Here is a 17054-nt window from a genome sequence, read left to right on the forward strand (position 1 = left end):
TGCGCAATGCTATCAAAATTTTGCGCAAGATATGCGAAAGCGAAAACCGGCGCAGCCTGTCACAAGGCATCAGGGAAGAGGAACGCAGATGCAGGACGAGTTCGATGTCGGCACTCGGCTGAAAACGCTCAGGCAGCAATTTGGCTTGTCTCAAAGGCAGTTGGCCGAGGCGGCGAATGTGCCACATGGTCAGATCTCGATGATCGAACGCAACCATTCCTCGCCCTCTGTCGCCAGCCTGCGCAAGATATTGGGCGGGTTGAACATGTCCATGTCCGAGTTCTTTGAACCCGAAGCCCCCGCGACTCACCAGGTATTCTTCACCCCGTCCGAGCTGCGCGACCTGACATCCGCACTCTATCAGGACAACGAGGCGGCGCGGAAAATGATCACTATCCGGCAGGTGGGCGACGCCAAGGCGCACGGGCTTCAGGTCTTGCAGGAGCTTTATGAACCCGGCGCGGATACGGGCGAAACCATGATCGAACACGAGGCCAACGAAGGCGGTATCGTGATCGAGGGCGAATTGGAGGTCACCGTGGGCGACGCCACGCGCGTCCTGAAAGCGGGAGACGCTTATCTGTTCAACTCGCGCGAACCACACCGTTTCCGCAACATCTCGGACCGCCCTGCCCGCGTCGTGTCCGCCTGTACGCCCCCATATCTTTAGGAGTCGCCATGCACCCGCTTGAAGGTCTGAAAGTCGTCGAACTTGCCCGCATCCTGGCCGGGCCGTGGATCGGGCAATCGCTGGCCGATCTGGGCGCTGACGTGGTGAAAGTTGAAAGCCCCGATGGCGACGACACGCGCACTTGGGGGCCACCCTTCATCGAACGGGAAGGCGACACCACCGCCGCCTATTACTATTGCGCCAACCGGGGCAAAGATTGTGTCACCGCCGATTTCCGCACACCGGAAGGTCAGCAGATCGTGCATGATCTGGTCAAGGATGCCGACATCCTGATCGAGAATTTCAAGGTCGGCGGATTGGCAAAGTATGGGTTGGACTACACAAGTCTCGCCAAGCTCAACCCGCGCCTGATCTATTGTTCGGTCACCGGGTTCGGACAGGATGGGCCGTGGGCGAAGCGTGCAGGCTATGATTTCCTGCTGCAAGGGCTGTCGGGGCTTATGTCAGTCACAGGCGACCCGGCGGGCCAACCGCAGAAGGTGGGCGTCGCCATCACCGATATCGTGACCGGGCTTTACGGCACGATCGGCATTCTGGCGGCTGTCGAACAGCGCCATCGCACCGGGCGCGGGCAGCATGTGGATATGAGCCTCTTGGATTGCGCAACCGCCATGATGGCCAACCAGGCGATGAATTTCCTTGCCACCGGAACCAGCCCGACTAGGATGGGCAACACACATCCCAACATCGCGCCTTATCAAGTGTGCCCGGTCAGCGATGGCTATATCATTCTGGCGGTGGGAAATGACCGGCAGTTTCAACGGTTTTGCGGCGTGATCGGTCGCGACGATCTGGCGAATGATGCGCGTTTTGCCACCAATCAGGAAAGGGTGGCCAACCGCGCTGCGCTGACGCCCGAAATCGAGGCGTCGCTGGCACATTGGACCATGGCCGACATTCTGGCCGCGCTGGAAGACGCCACCGTGCCCGCAGGCCCGATCAACACGATGGAACAGACTTTCGCCAATCCGCAAATCCAGCATCGCGGCATGCAGATCGCGCCCGAAAATGTGCCGGGAGTGCGAGGGCCCTGGGTCTTTTCGGATGCCACGCTGAAGCTGGAAAAAACTGCCCCGCGTCTGCCGAAATAACAAAGGGCAGACGCCGCGCGCCTGCCCCTTGAGTTTGTTGCCACAGGCGCGATTTACTCGAACACGGCGGTCGGGTTATCCAGGCTGTCCGATCCTTCAATCGCCACGCCCTCGGCGCCCACCAGCACGACGGCGCGTTCGATGTTGCGGGTCTGCGCCACCAGATGCTCGATTGCGTTCTCCACCAGTGCACCGCCCGGATGACCCGCGCCCAGCATCTGATCATAGGACGTCCCGGCCTCGGCCGCGGTGCGAATGTCGCCCAGCGCGACCATCGTGCGGTCCATGTCCCCGAGCAGATTGTTGGCCAATGTCTCGTCTTTTTCCTTCACCAGATCATAGAGCGACGGCCCTTCAACCACCGACCCATCGACGCGCACATAGCGTCCGGTATAAACATTGCGAATGCCCAGCCCGTCGAAGTAATGCGAGTTGTGCGTGTTGTCCGAGAAGCAATCATGCTCTTCCTCGGGGTCGTTCAGCAAAAGACCCAGCTTCATCCGCTCACCTGCCTGTTCGCCATAAGACAGGCTGCCCAGCCCGGTGAACGCCATGACGATGCCCCGGTTCGGATCGGCCGTGACATCCATGCGCCCCTGCCCGCCTTCGGACCAATTGGCCACCGCGTCCTGGAGGTCTGTGATCAGCAGCTCGGTCGCCGCTTTCAGATAGGCCGCGCGACGGTCACAGTTGCCGCCCGTGCAGTTGGCAGGGTCGAAATCAGTGACGGGGCGCTTTCCCGCACCGTGTTCGGTGCCGAACAGATCCTGCCCCCACAGAAGAAATTCGATAGCGTGATAGCCCGTTGTCACATTGGCCTCGATCCCCTCAACCTCATGTAGGTTCTGCAACAGCCCGGGTGTAATTTCTGACGCGTCGATGCTGACACCGGCGACGGTCAGGGTCGGGTTGGCAATGACGTTCGCGGTTGAAAACGGGTTCTCGTCATTGGCGCCCAGATCGGCCGAGACATAGTCGATCAACCCCTCGTCCAATGGCCAGGCATTCACCTTGCCTTCCCAAGCATCAACAGACGGGTTGCCAAAGCGAAATGCCTCGGTCTGCTGATAAGGAACGCGCGCCGCCAACCAGGCGTCTTTCGCCGCGGTCAGTGTGGCATCCGTGGGATCGGCGATCAGGGCATCAACCGCTGCATCCAGTGCCTGCGCCAAGGCAAGACTGTCTTCATAACCGGCCTGCGCAATATCGGCATAGTTTGTCAGAATGTCGGCAGGCGTGGCGGCCTGGGCGAGGCCCGTGCTGCACATAAACGCGGCGGTGGTGGAAAGAAGCGTCGATCGGAACATATGAACCCTCGTTGTTTGTGGATTTCCCTCGCTATAGATGAGTATTTTTGTCGGGTAAAGTGTTCTTGACAGTTTTTGTCAGCTATTTCCGTGCACCCCAAAATCGCGCGCAGGCATCGGTTATCTCAACTTTTGCTAGATTTGGCCCAAACGGTGCCGCGTTTGCAGCGCATCAGACATTCCCAAGGGCAATCCAACCGCAGCGTGACCACCCTTTTTCCGGGCTTCCATGGCCGGTTCACTAAAATAGTTAACGCAAGAATTAACCGAGAGTTGAGTTAGGCACATTTCCGGCCGGGTACCGACGGGCACAAATACAGACCCCGCGCTTGAACGGGTTAAAAAACAAAAACAAGGACATGGGGATGGTCAAACAGAAGATTGCCGTGGTCGGCGGTGGGGTTGGTGCCATAACCGCGGACTATGCCATCACTCAAACGCCCGATTGGGACAAGACATTCGACGTCACCCTTTACCAAATGGGGTGGCGCAATGGTGGCAAAGGCGCCAGTGGGCGAAACGCCCGGTTCAGGCAGCGGATCGAAGAACGCGGGCTGCATGTCTGGGCCGGTTTTTATGACAATGCGTTTCGTAACATGCGCCGTTGTTACGAAAAATTGGTGCAACTGGGGCTGCGCAAGGTATGCGATCCTCTGGGTACCATGGACAAGGCCTTCAAACCCCTGTCTCACCTGTTTCTGGCCGAACGCGTGCCCACCACCTCTCTGGACGACAACCCGTGGCGCCCCTGGGTCATCGACCTGCCGGGCAACACGAAACAGCCCGGGTCGGAAACCAGGGTGCCCGGCCCGTTCCAGATGATGTTGCGTATCCTGGAAATTATCATCGAGTTCATGAAAAAGGGTGAACTGGAGGACGGTCCGCATCGCCAGTTGGGCATCGCGCTTCCGACCGGGCTGCTGGCCGATCACGAGGCCATACACCGCCAAGTCAGCGCCATGCCCGCCGACCCGACCCAACACGCGGCGCGCGACACCAATGCTCTGCTTGATTTCATTGCCAAGGCTCAGGCTGCCGTTCACGCGATGGAGACAGCTGAGAACATTCAGGACGACGCCAAACGACGCGGCCTGTTTCTGGTGGATATCGGGCTGGCCTATATGCGAGGGGTCGTCGGGTCCGACACGTTCACCAACGGCTATGACGTATTGGATCAATGGGAGTTCACCGACCGGCTGCGCCTGAACAATGCCAGTGATCTGGCGCTGGACTGGGTCGCCATTCGCGGCTGTTACGACTTCGTCTTCGGCTTCCCGCAAGGCAACACCGACCGGCAGGGCGACACCGGCGCGGGCACCGTGATACAGGCCATGTCCCACCTGATCCCGCACGAAGACTGGCCCACCCCCGGCCCGGCCTCGATCTCGTATTTCTGCGCGCCTGCCCCGGACGGCGAAATGCTGGAGGAGTTCAATGCCACTGTCGCGTCATGGATGGTCAAGGATCTGCTCGATCTGTGGCCCAAGGCAAAGACACGCGGCAAATTCGACAAGGGGCTGTTTTACGAAAGCCCCGAGGCCGCAATCTATTCCCGCGTGAACATGTACGGATCGGAACGTTATGTCCTGTCTGTTGCCAACAGCGTCTATCACCGGCTTGCCCCCTCTGAGAGCGGGTTTTCCAACCTGTATCTGGCCGGGGACTGGACCCGCTGCGGGCTGAACGCGGGCTGCGTCGAAGGGGCGACCATGTCGGGCATTGCCTGCGCCTCGGCCATCACAGGGGTCGATCTGCTGAATGTCGGGGCCGAGGATATTCCGCGGGAGAACACCCTGCTTGAAAAGGCGATGTTCCAGACGAACTCGATCTCGGGGACGGCGTGGCCACTGACCCCCTTCTTTGCGCGGGGCGAAATGACCGGCGTGTTCTTCTTTTACGAAAGACCTCGTGACGAGGTGCGGGCCATGCTGCCCGACGGCATTCACCTGGGGCATTGTCCGATGGTGCGCCCCGGCTATCATCCCGTAGGAATGTCGTTTTGCCGCTATCACAACGTGCGCGGATCATTCATTCCAAACGTCCTTGCTATGCGCCCCTATGGCGAGGCAACCTTTGCCATCCCCTTCACCCACACAGACGAAGGGCGCGCCGCGCCGCTGCTGTATCCGCGCCGGCTGTATGTAAACAACAGCTCGGCAATTCTTGCGGGCAAGGTTTTCTATGCGATGCCCAAGACGAAGGCTGACATCTCTGTCGGCAACACACGTTTCGCCGCATCAAACGCGGATGGGCTGGCGATTGAATTCCGCGCGCAGCAGCATCGTGATCCGGTCGCCCTGTCAGGGCACCCGGCACACGGGGCGATTTCGGACTTGCTGGACATGACATTTGTCACGCGAAACAGGCACGGACGTCTGTTCTACAACGCCTTTGACCTGCAACTTGATCGCTCATATGTGGCGCCGGTGACGGGCGAGGTTTCGGTCACCGACCCCAGCCCGGACGGCTTTCCCGACACACAGATGGCGGTCGCCCCCCTGTTGGATCACCGCGGTGCGGGACTTCCTGGGGCTTTCCGAATCTGGTGTTCCTGGTCCATGACAAACCCTCTGGACAGCCGCCGCGTCAGACACGCAGCCGAAGCCCGATCCTGGGTGCGGCGTAACGATTGAGGATATGATGCAAGTAGTGAACTGCCTGGCGTGTTCCGAGCCTCTGGCGCAGGGGGCAAGTTTCTGCGGCAATTGCGGGGCCGAAGCCGTGTTGGATGCCCAAAACCCCGAATTGCGTGTCCTGACGATCCAGTTCATCGACCTGGTCGGGTCCACAGCCCTTGCCAGTGCCAGCGCGCTTGAAGTCTACGACGACACGATCGCCGCCTTCCACACGCTGGTCAACGAGGTGGTCACCACCTATCGCGGCACCGTCCTGCAACGCTATGGCGACGGGGTGTTGTCGTGCTTCGGGCTGGGCCATGATGGCGAGGATTCGGCGCTGTCCGCCATCGCCGCAGGTCTGTCGATTGCAAAAAGCGCACCGGTGAAACTGAACGGCCAAAACGTTCGCGTCGGGATCGACAGTGGCCAGGTCATGTGCCGGGTCGGTCAATCCGGAACGCTGTTTCCGCAACTGGCCGGTCTGCATGTGAACCGCGCCGCCCGCTTGCAGGAACAAGCCCCCACCGGCGGCGTCGTCATATCGGGCGAAACCCGATCCTTCCTGTCGCGACTGGCGGAACTGGACATCACCCGCCGCGAAAAGATTGCGTTGAAGGGCATAGACGCGCCCGTTGACGTGATCGGCGTTGCGGGTTTTACCTTTCTGGAACAGTCCGACACTGGCCGGCCCCTGCTGGAACGGGATCGCGAATTGTCGATCCTGACGGGACGGTCTGCCAAGACCTTCGCCCTGATCGGGCCGGCCGGGATCGGAAAATCCGCTGTGCTGAGCGAACTGACCCGCCGCATTGCCCCGACGCCCGTCCTTTCCCTGAACGCGCGGGCCAACCTGAGCCAGACCGCGCTGCTTCCCGTGGTCGAGGCGGTGCGTGGCGAGCTTTCTCTGACCGATGCGTCCTCTCTGCCATCGTTGCGGGCAGGATTGTCGGGCATCGGTATCGCCCTCTCCGATCAGGATCTGAACCTGATGGCAAACGTTCTGGGGCTGCACGAGGCAACGCCCGTTTCCTTGCCACCGGAACAGCAAAAAGCCCGCCGGATCGACTTGATGACAGATGCTCTGCGCAAGATCGTGTCACACAAGGCCGCGACACTCGCCTTCGATGATTTCCACTGGGCCGACGAGGAAAGCGCAGCGGTTCTGCGCAATCTGATCGAAGACCCGGATTTCACCAATCGGCTGATCATCACCAGCCGTCGCTCGGACCAGATCACCGCGTTGGTCAGCGAAACCGCCATTCACGTGGTCGACCTTCAGCCCCTGTCAGATAAGGCGGCCAAGGATGCGCTTGCGCCCTATTCCGACCTGACAGAGGTCACACGCCGCACCATCATTTCCGGTGCCGAAGGCAACCCGCTGTTCCTGCTGGCGCTGGCCGAGCGTGCACGCCAGCTGGGCAAACAGGCGGGCGACGTTCCCCTGCCCCGCAGCATCGAGGCCACATTCCAGGCCATCATCAACGGGCTGGGACCCTTGAAAGAGGTCGTTCAATGCCTGTCCGTGCTGGGTCGCGTTGTCGACCCCGATCACGCGCGCCTGCTCCTGCCCGACCGTGACAGCCTCGACGATGAGCTGCGCGTGTTGACCATCAACGGCATTCTGCACGCGCGGCGCGACGGGCTGACATTTGATCACGCCCTGTTGCGCGACGCCGCATACGAGATGCTGCCGGGCAAGCGGCGCCGTGCGTTGCACCTGCAATTTGCCGACCAGTTGCGCCAGCACGACCCGGCGCTCGTGGCCAAGCTGCCAGAGCTTCTGGCCGACCATGTCCTCGCCGCCAAGGCGCATGATCAGATCCCATCTGCCTGTATCGCGGCCGGCATCCGCATGCTGATGGCCGCAAACTTCGACCCGGCGATCACGTATCTGGAAAGCGCGCAGAAGGATATGGAAAATCAGGTGAAGGGTCAGACCGTCACCCGCGAGGAGTATCTGCCCGTTCTGTCCCTGCTTGCCAGCGCCCAGGTGCAGCGCCTTGGGTTTTCGCACCCAACGGTGTTGGACAGCTACAAGAAACTGGAAAGTGCCGTCGGCTATGCCAAAGGCACTGATCGGCAAAGGATGATCACGCTTTATGGCCTGTTCGCTCATCGCATCATCAGCGGAGACGTCACCGCCAGCCGCGAATTGGTCGATCAGATGAAAACCCTTGCAGCAAACGGGTCGGACGAGCTTTCAGTGCTGTGGTTGGTCAATAAAACCGCACAACGCCTGTATTCCGGCGATTTTGCCGCCGCCGCGGCCAGCAGCGATGCACTAAAGCGCCTCTATCGCGTCGAAGATCACGGCATGCTGTTTGTCGAACTGGGGGCGGACCCGCTTGCATCGGTTCTGTCGGCGGACGCCCATATTCTGGTTCGCAAGGGCGACAAGACCGGTGCCATCGCCGCGATCGAGGCCGCAAAGGCGCATCTGAACACCATCGGCGCCACCGCTCAATTGCCGTGGATCCACATTTTCGGAGCACAGGCGTTCTTTGAAGGCGGCCACATGCCTCTGGCCCTGCGCGAGGTTCAGACCGGCATAGATATCGCCGATGAACAAAGCGCCGGGTTCTGGTCGCTGATCGGGCGTTTGTGGCAATCCTTGCTGTGGATCTATGACGGCAATCTGGATACGGCCCCCGAAGCGTTCGAGGGATACATCAGCCACGCCAGCGCCATTGGTGCCCAGTTGAATCTGCCCTTCTACAATGCCGTATTGGCCAGAGTGAGGGCCGCACGCGGCGATCTGGACGGCGCGCAGGCCTTGATCCGCGACGCCGCAGCATTGATCGAGAAACGGGGCGAGCGTGAATGGCAATCGCGGTTTGAAGCGATTCGCGCTGAAATCGTACGCGCGATCGCGCAAGGCGAGGCAGTCGGCGCCTTCGGGTCGAAAAACCCGAAGCTGACGTAGCGCCTTCACCACTCACGGCCACCAGAAATGATGTAGCCCAACCCATCCGTCATCTGACGGGCGGAAGCACCCCAGTATTGTCCGGCTTTCACCGGGACGAAATATCGCTCCAACGCCGCGATGCGGCCACCCAAAGCGAGAGCTTGCTAAGTTATCGTGCTAAAAAAGCCTTTTGTATTAGGGCCTTCAGCGCCTCCGGTTCCTTGTATAAGCGTGAAATGCATCAATGCATGTGATGCAAATCACACCTGCAGGCAGGTTTGCAGCAAAGATGTGATTATTTCGTGAAGATCGCGGAAGTTTTCCCTGTCATCCGCCTTCGTTCATCGCGATATCGCGCAGCGCATTCAGGTTCGCAATCAGGACAGCGCCGTTGTCGAACCGCGCGATTCCCTCTGCCTCCCAGCTTTTCAGTTGCCGGTTCACATTCTCGCGGGTCAGCCCGGCGTAAGCTCCCAGCCAGCTTTGGCTGACCTTTACCCGATCTGAACCGGCCTCGCCGTTCTGATCATTCAAAAGCCGCAGGATGCAGCTTGCCAGACGCGATTGCCCGCTGGCCAGGGCCTTCAGCTCAAACATTTCAGATGCGTTTCGGGCTTTCTGGCACAAGGCCACGATGACCAGAATGGCGCTGTCGCCGTCGTCTTTCAGCGTTTGCAACACATCGCGCCGGGCCACCTCCAGACCAACCAGCGGCTCCAGCGCGACCACGTCCGCACTGCGTGGACCGCCGTCGAGACAGGCAATATCGCCAATGACATCACCAGGGCCAACCAGCCCCAGAATGGATTTCTGGCCTGTTGCGGTGGTGATGCTGACCTCGGCCCGTCCGGATTTGACGATCAGCAGCGATGCCCCCGGTTCACCATGTCGAAAAATCGACACTCCTTTCGCAAAGTCGCGCCGCTGCCCTTTGTCCGCCAGAACTTCAAGTGCCTGCGTACCTAATGCCTCGATAACCATCGGCGCCCCCGCTGTGATCCGGGCCGTCCGGCACCTTCCGGCGGACCGCCACGTTCTGATGCTTAAATCAGTTGATCGCCAAGGGAAATATGTTAGCGCCCGCGGCCAGGGCGCTGCGCGGAACCGGGGCTTAGACCGACGCCTCCAGCAAGTGCCGGGAATAGGGATGTTCGGCGTTCTTATGCCGGAGAGCATCGACGCCCAGCACTTCGACAATCTCGCCATCCTTCATCACCGCCAGCCGGTCGCACATATGACCGACCACGGACAAGTCATGGGACACCATCACATAGGTCAGCCTGTGTTCGGTGCGCAGATCCGCCAGCAGGTTCAGGATTTCGGCCTGCACCGACACATCCAGCGCCGAAGTGGGTTCGTCAAGCAAAAGCAGATCGGGTTCCGGCGCAAGCGCACGGGCAATTGCCACACGCTGGCGTTGACCACCAGACAACTGGTGCGGATAGCGAAAGCGGAACTTTTGTCCCAGCCCCACATCGTCAAGCAGCCGCACGACGCGCGCATCAATATCCCTGAACCCGTGCAGTTGCAGGGTTTCGCCCAGCACCTGATCGACAGAATGGCGCGGATGGAGCGAGGCATAGGGGTCCTGAAACACCATCTGCACCGTCTTGAAGAACGTCTTGGGGCGCTTGTGTCCTATCGCCTGCCCTTCGACCTTGATCGTGCCGGACCAGTCGGGCGCAAGTCCGGTGATCGCGCGCAGGATCGTCGATTTCCCCGACCCGCTTTCCCCCACAAGCCCGAAACTTTCGCCTTGCGCCACGTCGAAGGTGGCATGCTTGACCGCATCCACCCGGTCGCGCCCGCTGCCGAACCAGACGTTCAGATCTTGCACTTCCAGCATCTTCATACGCGTCCACTCACACTTGGGGCCTCGGACCAGGCGGGGTCACGTTTCAGCACATCCAGCCGGTCGCGCGGGTCGTCCAGCCGGGGAAGCGAGTTTAGCAATCCACGGGTATAGGGATGCTTTGCCTCGTGCAGCTTGTCGGCATCGCAGACCTCGACGATGCGTCCCGCATACATGATCAGCACCCGATCACAGAAATCGGCAACAAGGTTCAGGTCATGGCTGATGAAGATCAGCCCCATGCCACGCTCCTTCACCAGCCTGTCCATGATGTCCAGAACCTGCCGCTGCACCGACACGTCCAGAGCCGAGGTGGGTTCATCCGCGATCAAAATCTCGGGGTTCGGGATCAGCATCATGGCGATCATGATCCGCTGCCCCATCCCCCCTGACATTTCATGCGGATAAGCGCGCATCACGCGTTCGGGGTCGCGGATTGATACTGCCTCTAGCATTTCAAGCGACTTGGCATAGGCTTCTGATTTCGAGGCTTTGCTGTGCAGCCGATACGCTTCGATGATCTGATCGCCGATGGTCATCACGGGATTGAGCGAAAACTTCGGATCCTGCATCACCATGCTGATCCGCTGCCCGCGCACGTCGCGCATTTCCTTCTCGGTCTTGTCCAACAGGTTCACGCCGTCCAGCTTGATGTGGTCCGCTTCAACAATCCCCGGCGGGCGGATCAGGCGCAGGATGGCGCGACCGGTCATCGACTTGCCCGACCCGCTTTCGCCCACGATCCCCAACCGCTCGCGCCCCAATGTGAAGGACACGCCGCGCACGGCATCGAAAACGCCGTGACGGGACGGGAATTTGACCCATAGGTTTTCAACGTCAAGAAGGGTGCTCATCATTCACCTGCTTTCGGGTCCAGGACATCGCGCAGTCCATCGCCCAGAAGGTTGAAGGCCAGCGACACGGTGAAAATGGCAAGGCCGGGCATGGTGGCGACCCACCAGTGATCCAGAATAAACCGGCGCCCTTCGGAAATCATCGCCCCCCATTCCGGGCTGGGCGGTTGTGCGCCTAGGCCAAGGAAGCCAAGTCCCGCAGCGGCCAGAATGATTCCCGCCATGTCCAGCGTCACCCGCACGATCAAAGACGAAATACAAAGCGGCCAGATATGTTTGGTGATAATGCGAAGCGCCCCTGCCCCTTGCAGCTTGATTGCGCTGATGTAATCCGACGACCGGATCGTCAGCGTTTCAGCCCGCGCAATCCGCGCGTAAGGCGGCCATGCAGTCAACGAGATCGCCAGCACTGCGTTCTCGATCCCGGCCCCCAGTGCGGCCACGAAGGCCAGCGCCAAAACCAAACGCGGGAAAGCCAGAAAGATGTCGGTGATCCGCATCAAAACGGTATCAGTCCAGCCGCCGACATAGCCCGAGATCGTGCCCACAAGCAGCCCCGCCACCGGCGCGATCAATGCAACCAACGCCACGATATACAGCGTAATCCTTGCCCCATAGATCAGGCGCGACAGGATATCTCGTCCCAGACTGTCGGTCCCGAAGATGTGGTCTTCCGTCCCAAGGGGCGCTAATCGATTGCCCAGATCCTGCACATAGGGATCATGCGGGGCCAACAAGGGGGCAGCGGCGGCGATGACGACCAGTGCCACCAGAATGCCCAGCCCGATCATCGCCATCGTGTTGCTGCGAAAAGACAGCCAGCCTTGATAGAAGGCAGATATCTTGGCGTGGCGGCGCGAGGTCGGCGTGTCCGTCAGCAACCATTGTTTCAGTGTTTGTTCGGTCATCGACTGTGTCCCGCCTATTTCGCACGTGGATCAAAGACCTTGTAAAGCAGGTCCGAGAAGATATTGAGCAGGATGAAGATCAGCCCCACCACGACAGTGCCGCCCAGAACGGCGTTCATGTCCGCAGACAGCAGCGCGGTCGTGATATAGCTGCCGATACCGGGCCACGAGAAGATGATCTCGGTCAGCACGGACCCTTCCAGAAGGCCCGCGTAACTCAGCGCGATCACGGTGATCAGCTGCACGCGGATGTTCTTGAACGCGTGTTTCCAGATCACATCCCATTCCGACATGCCCTTGACGCGGGCTGTGGTCACGTATTCGGCGCTCAGTTGTTCCAACATGAACGACCGCGTCATACGACTGATATAGGCCAGCGAGTAGTAGCCCAGCAGAGATGCCGGCAGGATGATGTGGGAAAACGCGTCCCTGAACACGTCCCAATTGCCGTCGATGATCGAATCCACAAGGATCAGCCCGGTCACACTGGGCACCACGTCGACATAGAAGATGCCCACGCGACCCGGTCCGCCGACCCAGCCCAGAATGCCATAAAAAATCAAAAGCCCCATCAGACCCAGCCAGAAGATCGGCATGGAATACCCGATCAGCGCAACGACCCGCGCAACCTGATCAATCCAAGACCCTTTGCGCACGGCCGCAAGCACCCCCAGCGGCACGCCCAGGACAACCCCGAAGATGATGCCTAAGGTGGCCAGTTCCAGTGTGGCGGGGAAAACCCGCGCGATGTCTTCGGACACCGGGCGCGCATTCAGAAGCGAGGTGCCGAAATCCAGATGCAGCACATCCCAGATGTAATAAAAGAATTGAACAATCAGCGGCTTGTCCAGCCCAAGCTGTTCATACACGGCGTCATAAGTGGATTGCGACGCCCGTTCTCCCACGATGGCCAGCACCGGGTCAATCGGCATGACGCGCCCGATGATGAACGTGACGAACAACAGCCCCAGCAATGTCACGGCGATCGACCCCAGCGTGCGCAGGGTCGTGCGCGCAACCGGCCACAACGTGGCGGAAAGAGGCGCCCTTGGCGGGCGCCTCTCGTGATTGTCTTCGCTCACGGCCATTTACTTGGTGACCTGCCAGTAGGCGGCAGAGGTCACGGCCTGTCCGGTCGACCAGTTCATCACATTCTCACGCAGCGCAGATTGTTCGATCTGCTGGAACATGATTGCGAAGGGCGAGATTTCGCGGAACTCGGCCTGAATGTCCTGATACATCTGGATCCGCTTGTCGCGATCGCCCTCGGTCACGGCGGCTTCGACCTTCTCGGTCAGCCCGCCGGTATCCCAGCTGTTGCGCCAGGCCAGCAGGCCGGTGGCCTGTGCCTCGTCGCTGTTATCCGGGTTATAGGCGAAGGTGCCTGCATTGGTCTGCGGGTCGGGATAATCCGGCCCCCAGGCGCCCAGATACATATCCAGCTCGCGCGCGCGATAGCGGGCCAGGATCTGTTTCGCCGTACCGACCGTGATGTTCAGCGTGATCCCGGCCTGTGCCAGCGTGTTTTGCAGGGATTGCGCGATTTCGATCCGTTCCTGCGCCTCGCGCACGCCAGTTTCGATCTCAAGTCCTTCGACACCCGCTGCGGCCAGAAGCTCCTTGGCCTTCTCGATGTTCAGCGAGAACGGGTTTTCCTCGGACGCGCCCAGATAGGTCGCGGGCAGGAAGTTCTGATGGATCGTATACTGACCTTTCAGGAAGCTGTTCTTCATCCCTTCATAGTCGATCAGGTATTTGAACGCCTGACGGACCTCGGGCTTGGACAGCTCGGGGTGTTTCTGGTTCAGCGACAGATACATCAGACGGCCTTTCAGCTCGTCCTCGACCTTGATGCCACCAGCCTCCATCACACCGGCAATATCTTCCGGGTTCAGGTTGCGGGCGATGTCGATGTCACCGCGTTCCAGAAGCAGACGTTGAGAGGCGCTTTCAAGCACGTGACGCACGATCACCCGCTCCATCGCAGGGGCGCCCCCGTAATAGTCGGCAAAAGCCTCAAGCGTCACACTTTCATTCGGCTTCCAGCTGCCCAGCGTGTATGGCCCCGATCCGGCCGAGTTCGTTTTCAGCCAGGTGTTGCCCATATCGCCGTCGACCTCGTTGGCCATAACGGTTTCCTTGTCGACGATCGCACCAATGGTGGCCGTCAGACAGTTCAGCACAAACGACGTCGCATATTGCTTGTCCGTGGTGATCATCAGCTTGTTGCCGTCCGCCTTGATTGTCTCGGCAACATTTTCCGGCGTAAACCCGAACTGAGTGAGGATGAAGGCAGGCGTCTTGTTCAGGATCACCGCTCGTTGCAACGAGAACGCGGCGTCTTCTGCCCGAACTGGGTTGCCCGAATGGAAGGTGACGCCTTCACGCATGGTGAAGGTGATGGTCTTGCCGTCCTCGCTGACCTCCCAGCTTTCGGCAAGGCCGGGCTTGTAGCCAGCGGCCAGGTCCAGCGGATCAAGATAGACCAGACGACTATAGACATTGCGGCTGATGTCCGAACCTGCAAACTCGAAGCTTTCTGCCGGGTCCAGCGTCGTGACATCGTCAATGCGGTTGGCAATCACCAGCATGTTGGCGGGCGTTTCGGCATAGGCGGCGAAGGATGACACCCCCACGGCCACACCAATTGCGGCGCTTGTCAGCAGTCTGTTGATGGTATTCATGTTTGAACCTCTCCTGTTCGGTTGTGGTTTGGGCTGTGCGCTGGTCGGGTTATTGCCCCCATGTCTTTTCCAGCACGCGCAGCCAGTTTTCATGGCAAAGTTTGGCAATCAACGCCTCGCCATATCCGTGTTGCGCCATGGCTTGCCTGAGTTTCGGCAAGCCAGCACAAGTTGTCACATCTTCGGGCACAACAGCCCCGTCATAGTCAGACCCCAGCCCGACCCGATCTTCGCCCAGATGCTCAATCAGATGATCCAAATGGCGCAACATCTGCGACAGCGGCACATCTGACAGCATCCGCCCGTCATCACGCAAAAATGCCACCGCAAAGTTCAGGCCCACCATCCCATCGCTTTCGCGAATCGCGGCCAGTTGTTTGTCGGTCAGGTTGCGACTGTGCGGACAAATGGCGTGGGCGTTGGAATGGGTCGCCACAAGGGGTTTCGTGGAATGGCGCGCAACGTCCCAGAATCCGGCCTCGTTCAGGTGGGACAAGTCTATCATGATGCCAAGCTCATTGCACCGGCGGATCAGGCGCAGCCCGTGATCGGTCAGACCCTCGCCGGTATCCGGGCTGGACGGATAACGAAAGGGCACACCGTGACCAAAGATGGTCGACCGGCTCCAGACCGGACCGAGCGATCGCAGGCCCGCCTGATACAGCACTTCAAGCGTGTTCAGTTCCGCGTCAATCGCTTCGGCCCCTTCGATGTGAAGGATGGCGGCGATGTGGCCTGCGTCAAGTGTCTTGCGAATTTGCTCGGCCGTGCGGCACACGGTCAACGCGCCACGCTCCTGCAGGTCAAACAGGATGGCAATCTGCGCCATGGCAACGGGCAAGGCGTCTTCCCAGTCGATGGGATCGGGCAGCGGCAGGTCGTAACTGGGCTTTGCCATTTCCTCCATCTTGAAATCGGTGTCCACCGGCGACGGAATATAGATCGCGAAAAAGCCGCCACCAAATCCCCCGGCCCGCGCGCGTATCACGTCGATTGCGCCGTCCCGCCCTGTCAGGAACGTATGCGCCGCCGATTTTCCGCCCGCCCGATAGAGCTTCAGCAGAACATCGTTATGCCCATCAAACACCAAAGGATTGGTTTGGCCGGTCACGAGTGATTTCCCCCAAGGTCAGCACCGCGCCAGCTTATGTCAGAGTTTCTCATAGACGAGAGAAATTTGCATGATATTTTATCATAAGGTGATTACACTTATGAAGAGCGACCCTTATGCCGACGAAATCCTGGCACAGTCTGCCCGAATATCAGGCCCTTCGCGCCCTGATGGAAAGCGGCACGACGTCAAAGGCGGCGGTCAGGCTGGGCTTGTCGCAATCCGCGATCAGCCGCTCGATCGCCAGCCTCGAGGCGCGGACGGGGCGCATCCTGTTTGAACGCGAAGGCGGGCGGCTGCGGCCGACCAGCGAGGCGGTGCAGATGAACCGGCGGCTCGACCCGCTGTTTGAAGCCCTCGACCGCATCGACGGCCCGCCCGAGATGGCGCAGGAAACCTTGCGCCTGATCGCGCCCCCCACCTATGCCCATCGTTTCCTGGTGCATCACATCGCCACCTTTCTGAAAACCAACCCGCATTTCTATGTCAGCCTGGATGTCGCCCCGTCAGAGGACGTCATCCGTGGCATCCTTGACCGGCGGTTCGACCTTGGGGTCAGTGGGGTCGAGTTGTCGCGCAACGGTGTCAAACTGACTCCTTATCGCTCGGCCACGGCGGTCTGTGCCATGCCGCCGGATCACCCGCTGGCGGATCAGAAGGTCATTCACCCTGCGGACCTGCACGAGCAGGCGCTGGTCGCCCTGACGCATCGCCACGCAAGGCGTGGGCAACTGGACAAGGTGCTGCAAGCCAACCGCAGCACCCCGCGCATCGTGGCCGAGGCCTCGACTTCCTTCGCGGCTGTCGACCTGGCGAAAGAGGGGCTGGGCCTGACCATCGTGAACCCGTTTCCCATCGTGCAATACCGGGCCGATGATGTGATCTTTCGACCATTTGCATCGCAGATCGAATATCGCAGCTATTTCGTTACCTCGGATGACAGGCCCATTTCGGCCGTCACCCGATCATTCATGCGTCATCTCAGGCTGCACACGGCGAAAGACCCATTCTCGCACAAGGCCTGACGGCAGCA

At 60.0% G+C, this 17054-nt stretch carries 13 protein-coding genes; 5 read left to right on the top strand and 8 right to left on the bottom strand.

The window, feature by feature from the left end:
- Positions 1-88 precede the first annotated feature (88 nt).
- On the top strand, positions 89-670 hold the full coding sequence (locus IE188_RS02270) for a cupin domain-containing protein (protein WP_191284839.1): 582 nt from the start codon (positions 89-91) through the stop codon (positions 668-670).
- A gap of 8 nt (positions 671-678) precedes the next feature.
- Complete coding sequence (locus IE188_RS02275; protein ID WP_191284840.1) at positions 679-1782, top strand: CaiB/BaiF CoA transferase family protein; 1104 nt, start codon at positions 679-681, stop codon at positions 1780-1782.
- A gap of 53 nt (positions 1783-1835) precedes the next feature.
- Here the strand turns inward: IE188_RS02275 and IE188_RS02280 are convergent, their stop codons facing one another.
- Positions 1836-3089: an imelysin family protein gene (locus IE188_RS02280; RefSeq protein ID WP_191284841.1), complete on the bottom strand. Its 1254-nt coding sequence runs from the start codon at positions 3087-3089 to the stop codon at positions 1836-1838.
- Between the two features lie 365 nt (positions 3090-3454).
- On the opposite strand from IE188_RS02280, the gene IE188_RS02285 reads away from it, so the two are divergent.
- Positions 3455-5722, top strand: coding sequence for an acetoacetate decarboxylase family protein (locus IE188_RS02285; RefSeq protein ID WP_191284842.1), 2268 nt, complete (start codon positions 3455-3457; stop codon positions 5720-5722).
- A 4-nt stretch (positions 5723-5726) separates the two neighbouring features.
- Entirely contained in the window at positions 5727-8630 is a 2904-nt protein-coding gene (locus tag IE188_RS02290) for an ATP-binding protein (protein ID WP_191284843.1), read from the top strand.
- Between the two features lie 309 nt (positions 8631-8939).
- Here the strand turns inward: IE188_RS02290 and IE188_RS02295 are convergent, their stop codons facing one another.
- The 7 genes from IE188_RS02295 to IE188_RS02325 all read right to left on the bottom strand — a co-directional run bounded on the left by IE188_RS02295 (position 8940) and on the right by IE188_RS02325 (position 16021).
- Positions 8940-9593, bottom strand: a complete 654-nt coding sequence (locus IE188_RS02295) for a Crp/Fnr family transcriptional regulator (protein WP_191284844.1) — start codon at positions 9591-9593, stop codon at positions 8940-8942.
- A 130-nt stretch (positions 9594-9723) separates the two neighbouring features.
- Positions 9724-10464, bottom strand: a complete 741-nt coding sequence (locus IE188_RS02300; RefSeq protein WP_191284845.1) for an ABC transporter ATP-binding protein — start codon at positions 10462-10464, stop codon at positions 9724-9726.
- Positions 10461-11318 carry an ABC transporter ATP-binding protein gene (locus IE188_RS02305; RefSeq protein WP_191284846.1) on the bottom strand — a complete coding sequence of 286 codons (858 nt, stop codon included), beginning with the start codon at positions 11316-11318 and terminating at the stop codon, positions 10461-10463. The genes IE188_RS02300 and IE188_RS02305 overlap by 4 nt, the downstream gene beginning before the upstream one ends.
- The gene (gene nikC / locus IE188_RS02310; RefSeq protein WP_191284847.1) at positions 11318-12226 is read right to left on the bottom strand and encodes a nickel transporter permease; all 909 of its coding nucleotides are present in this window, start codon (positions 12224-12226) and stop codon (positions 11318-11320) included. Before nikC ends, IE188_RS02305 begins: the two co-directional genes overlap by 1 nt.
- Before the next feature lie 14 nt (positions 12227-12240).
- Complete coding sequence (locus tag IE188_RS02315; RefSeq protein WP_191284848.1) at positions 12241-13314, bottom strand: ABC transporter permease; 1074 nt, start codon at positions 13312-13314, stop codon at positions 12241-12243.
- Positions 13315-14910: an ABC transporter substrate-binding protein gene (locus IE188_RS02320; RefSeq protein ID WP_191284849.1), complete on the bottom strand. Its 1596-nt coding sequence runs from the start codon at positions 14908-14910 to the stop codon at positions 13315-13317. It lies immediately after the preceding gene.
- A gap of 49 nt (positions 14911-14959) precedes the next feature.
- Entirely contained in the window at positions 14960-16021 is a 1062-nt protein-coding gene (locus IE188_RS02325) for a dipeptidase (RefSeq protein WP_191284850.1), read from the bottom strand.
- 116 nt (positions 16022-16137) lie between these two features.
- Between IE188_RS02325 and IE188_RS02330 the strand changes: the two genes are divergently transcribed.
- Positions 16138-17046, top strand: a complete 909-nt coding sequence (locus IE188_RS02330) for a LysR family transcriptional regulator (protein ID WP_191284851.1) — start codon at positions 16138-16140, stop codon at positions 17044-17046.
- Positions 17047-17054: the final 8 nt, after the last annotated feature.

The organism is Aliiroseovarius zhejiangensis (assembly GCF_014656375.1).
GTDB lineage: Bacteria > Pseudomonadota > Alphaproteobacteria > Rhodobacterales > Rhodobacteraceae > Aliiroseovarius > Aliiroseovarius zhejiangensis.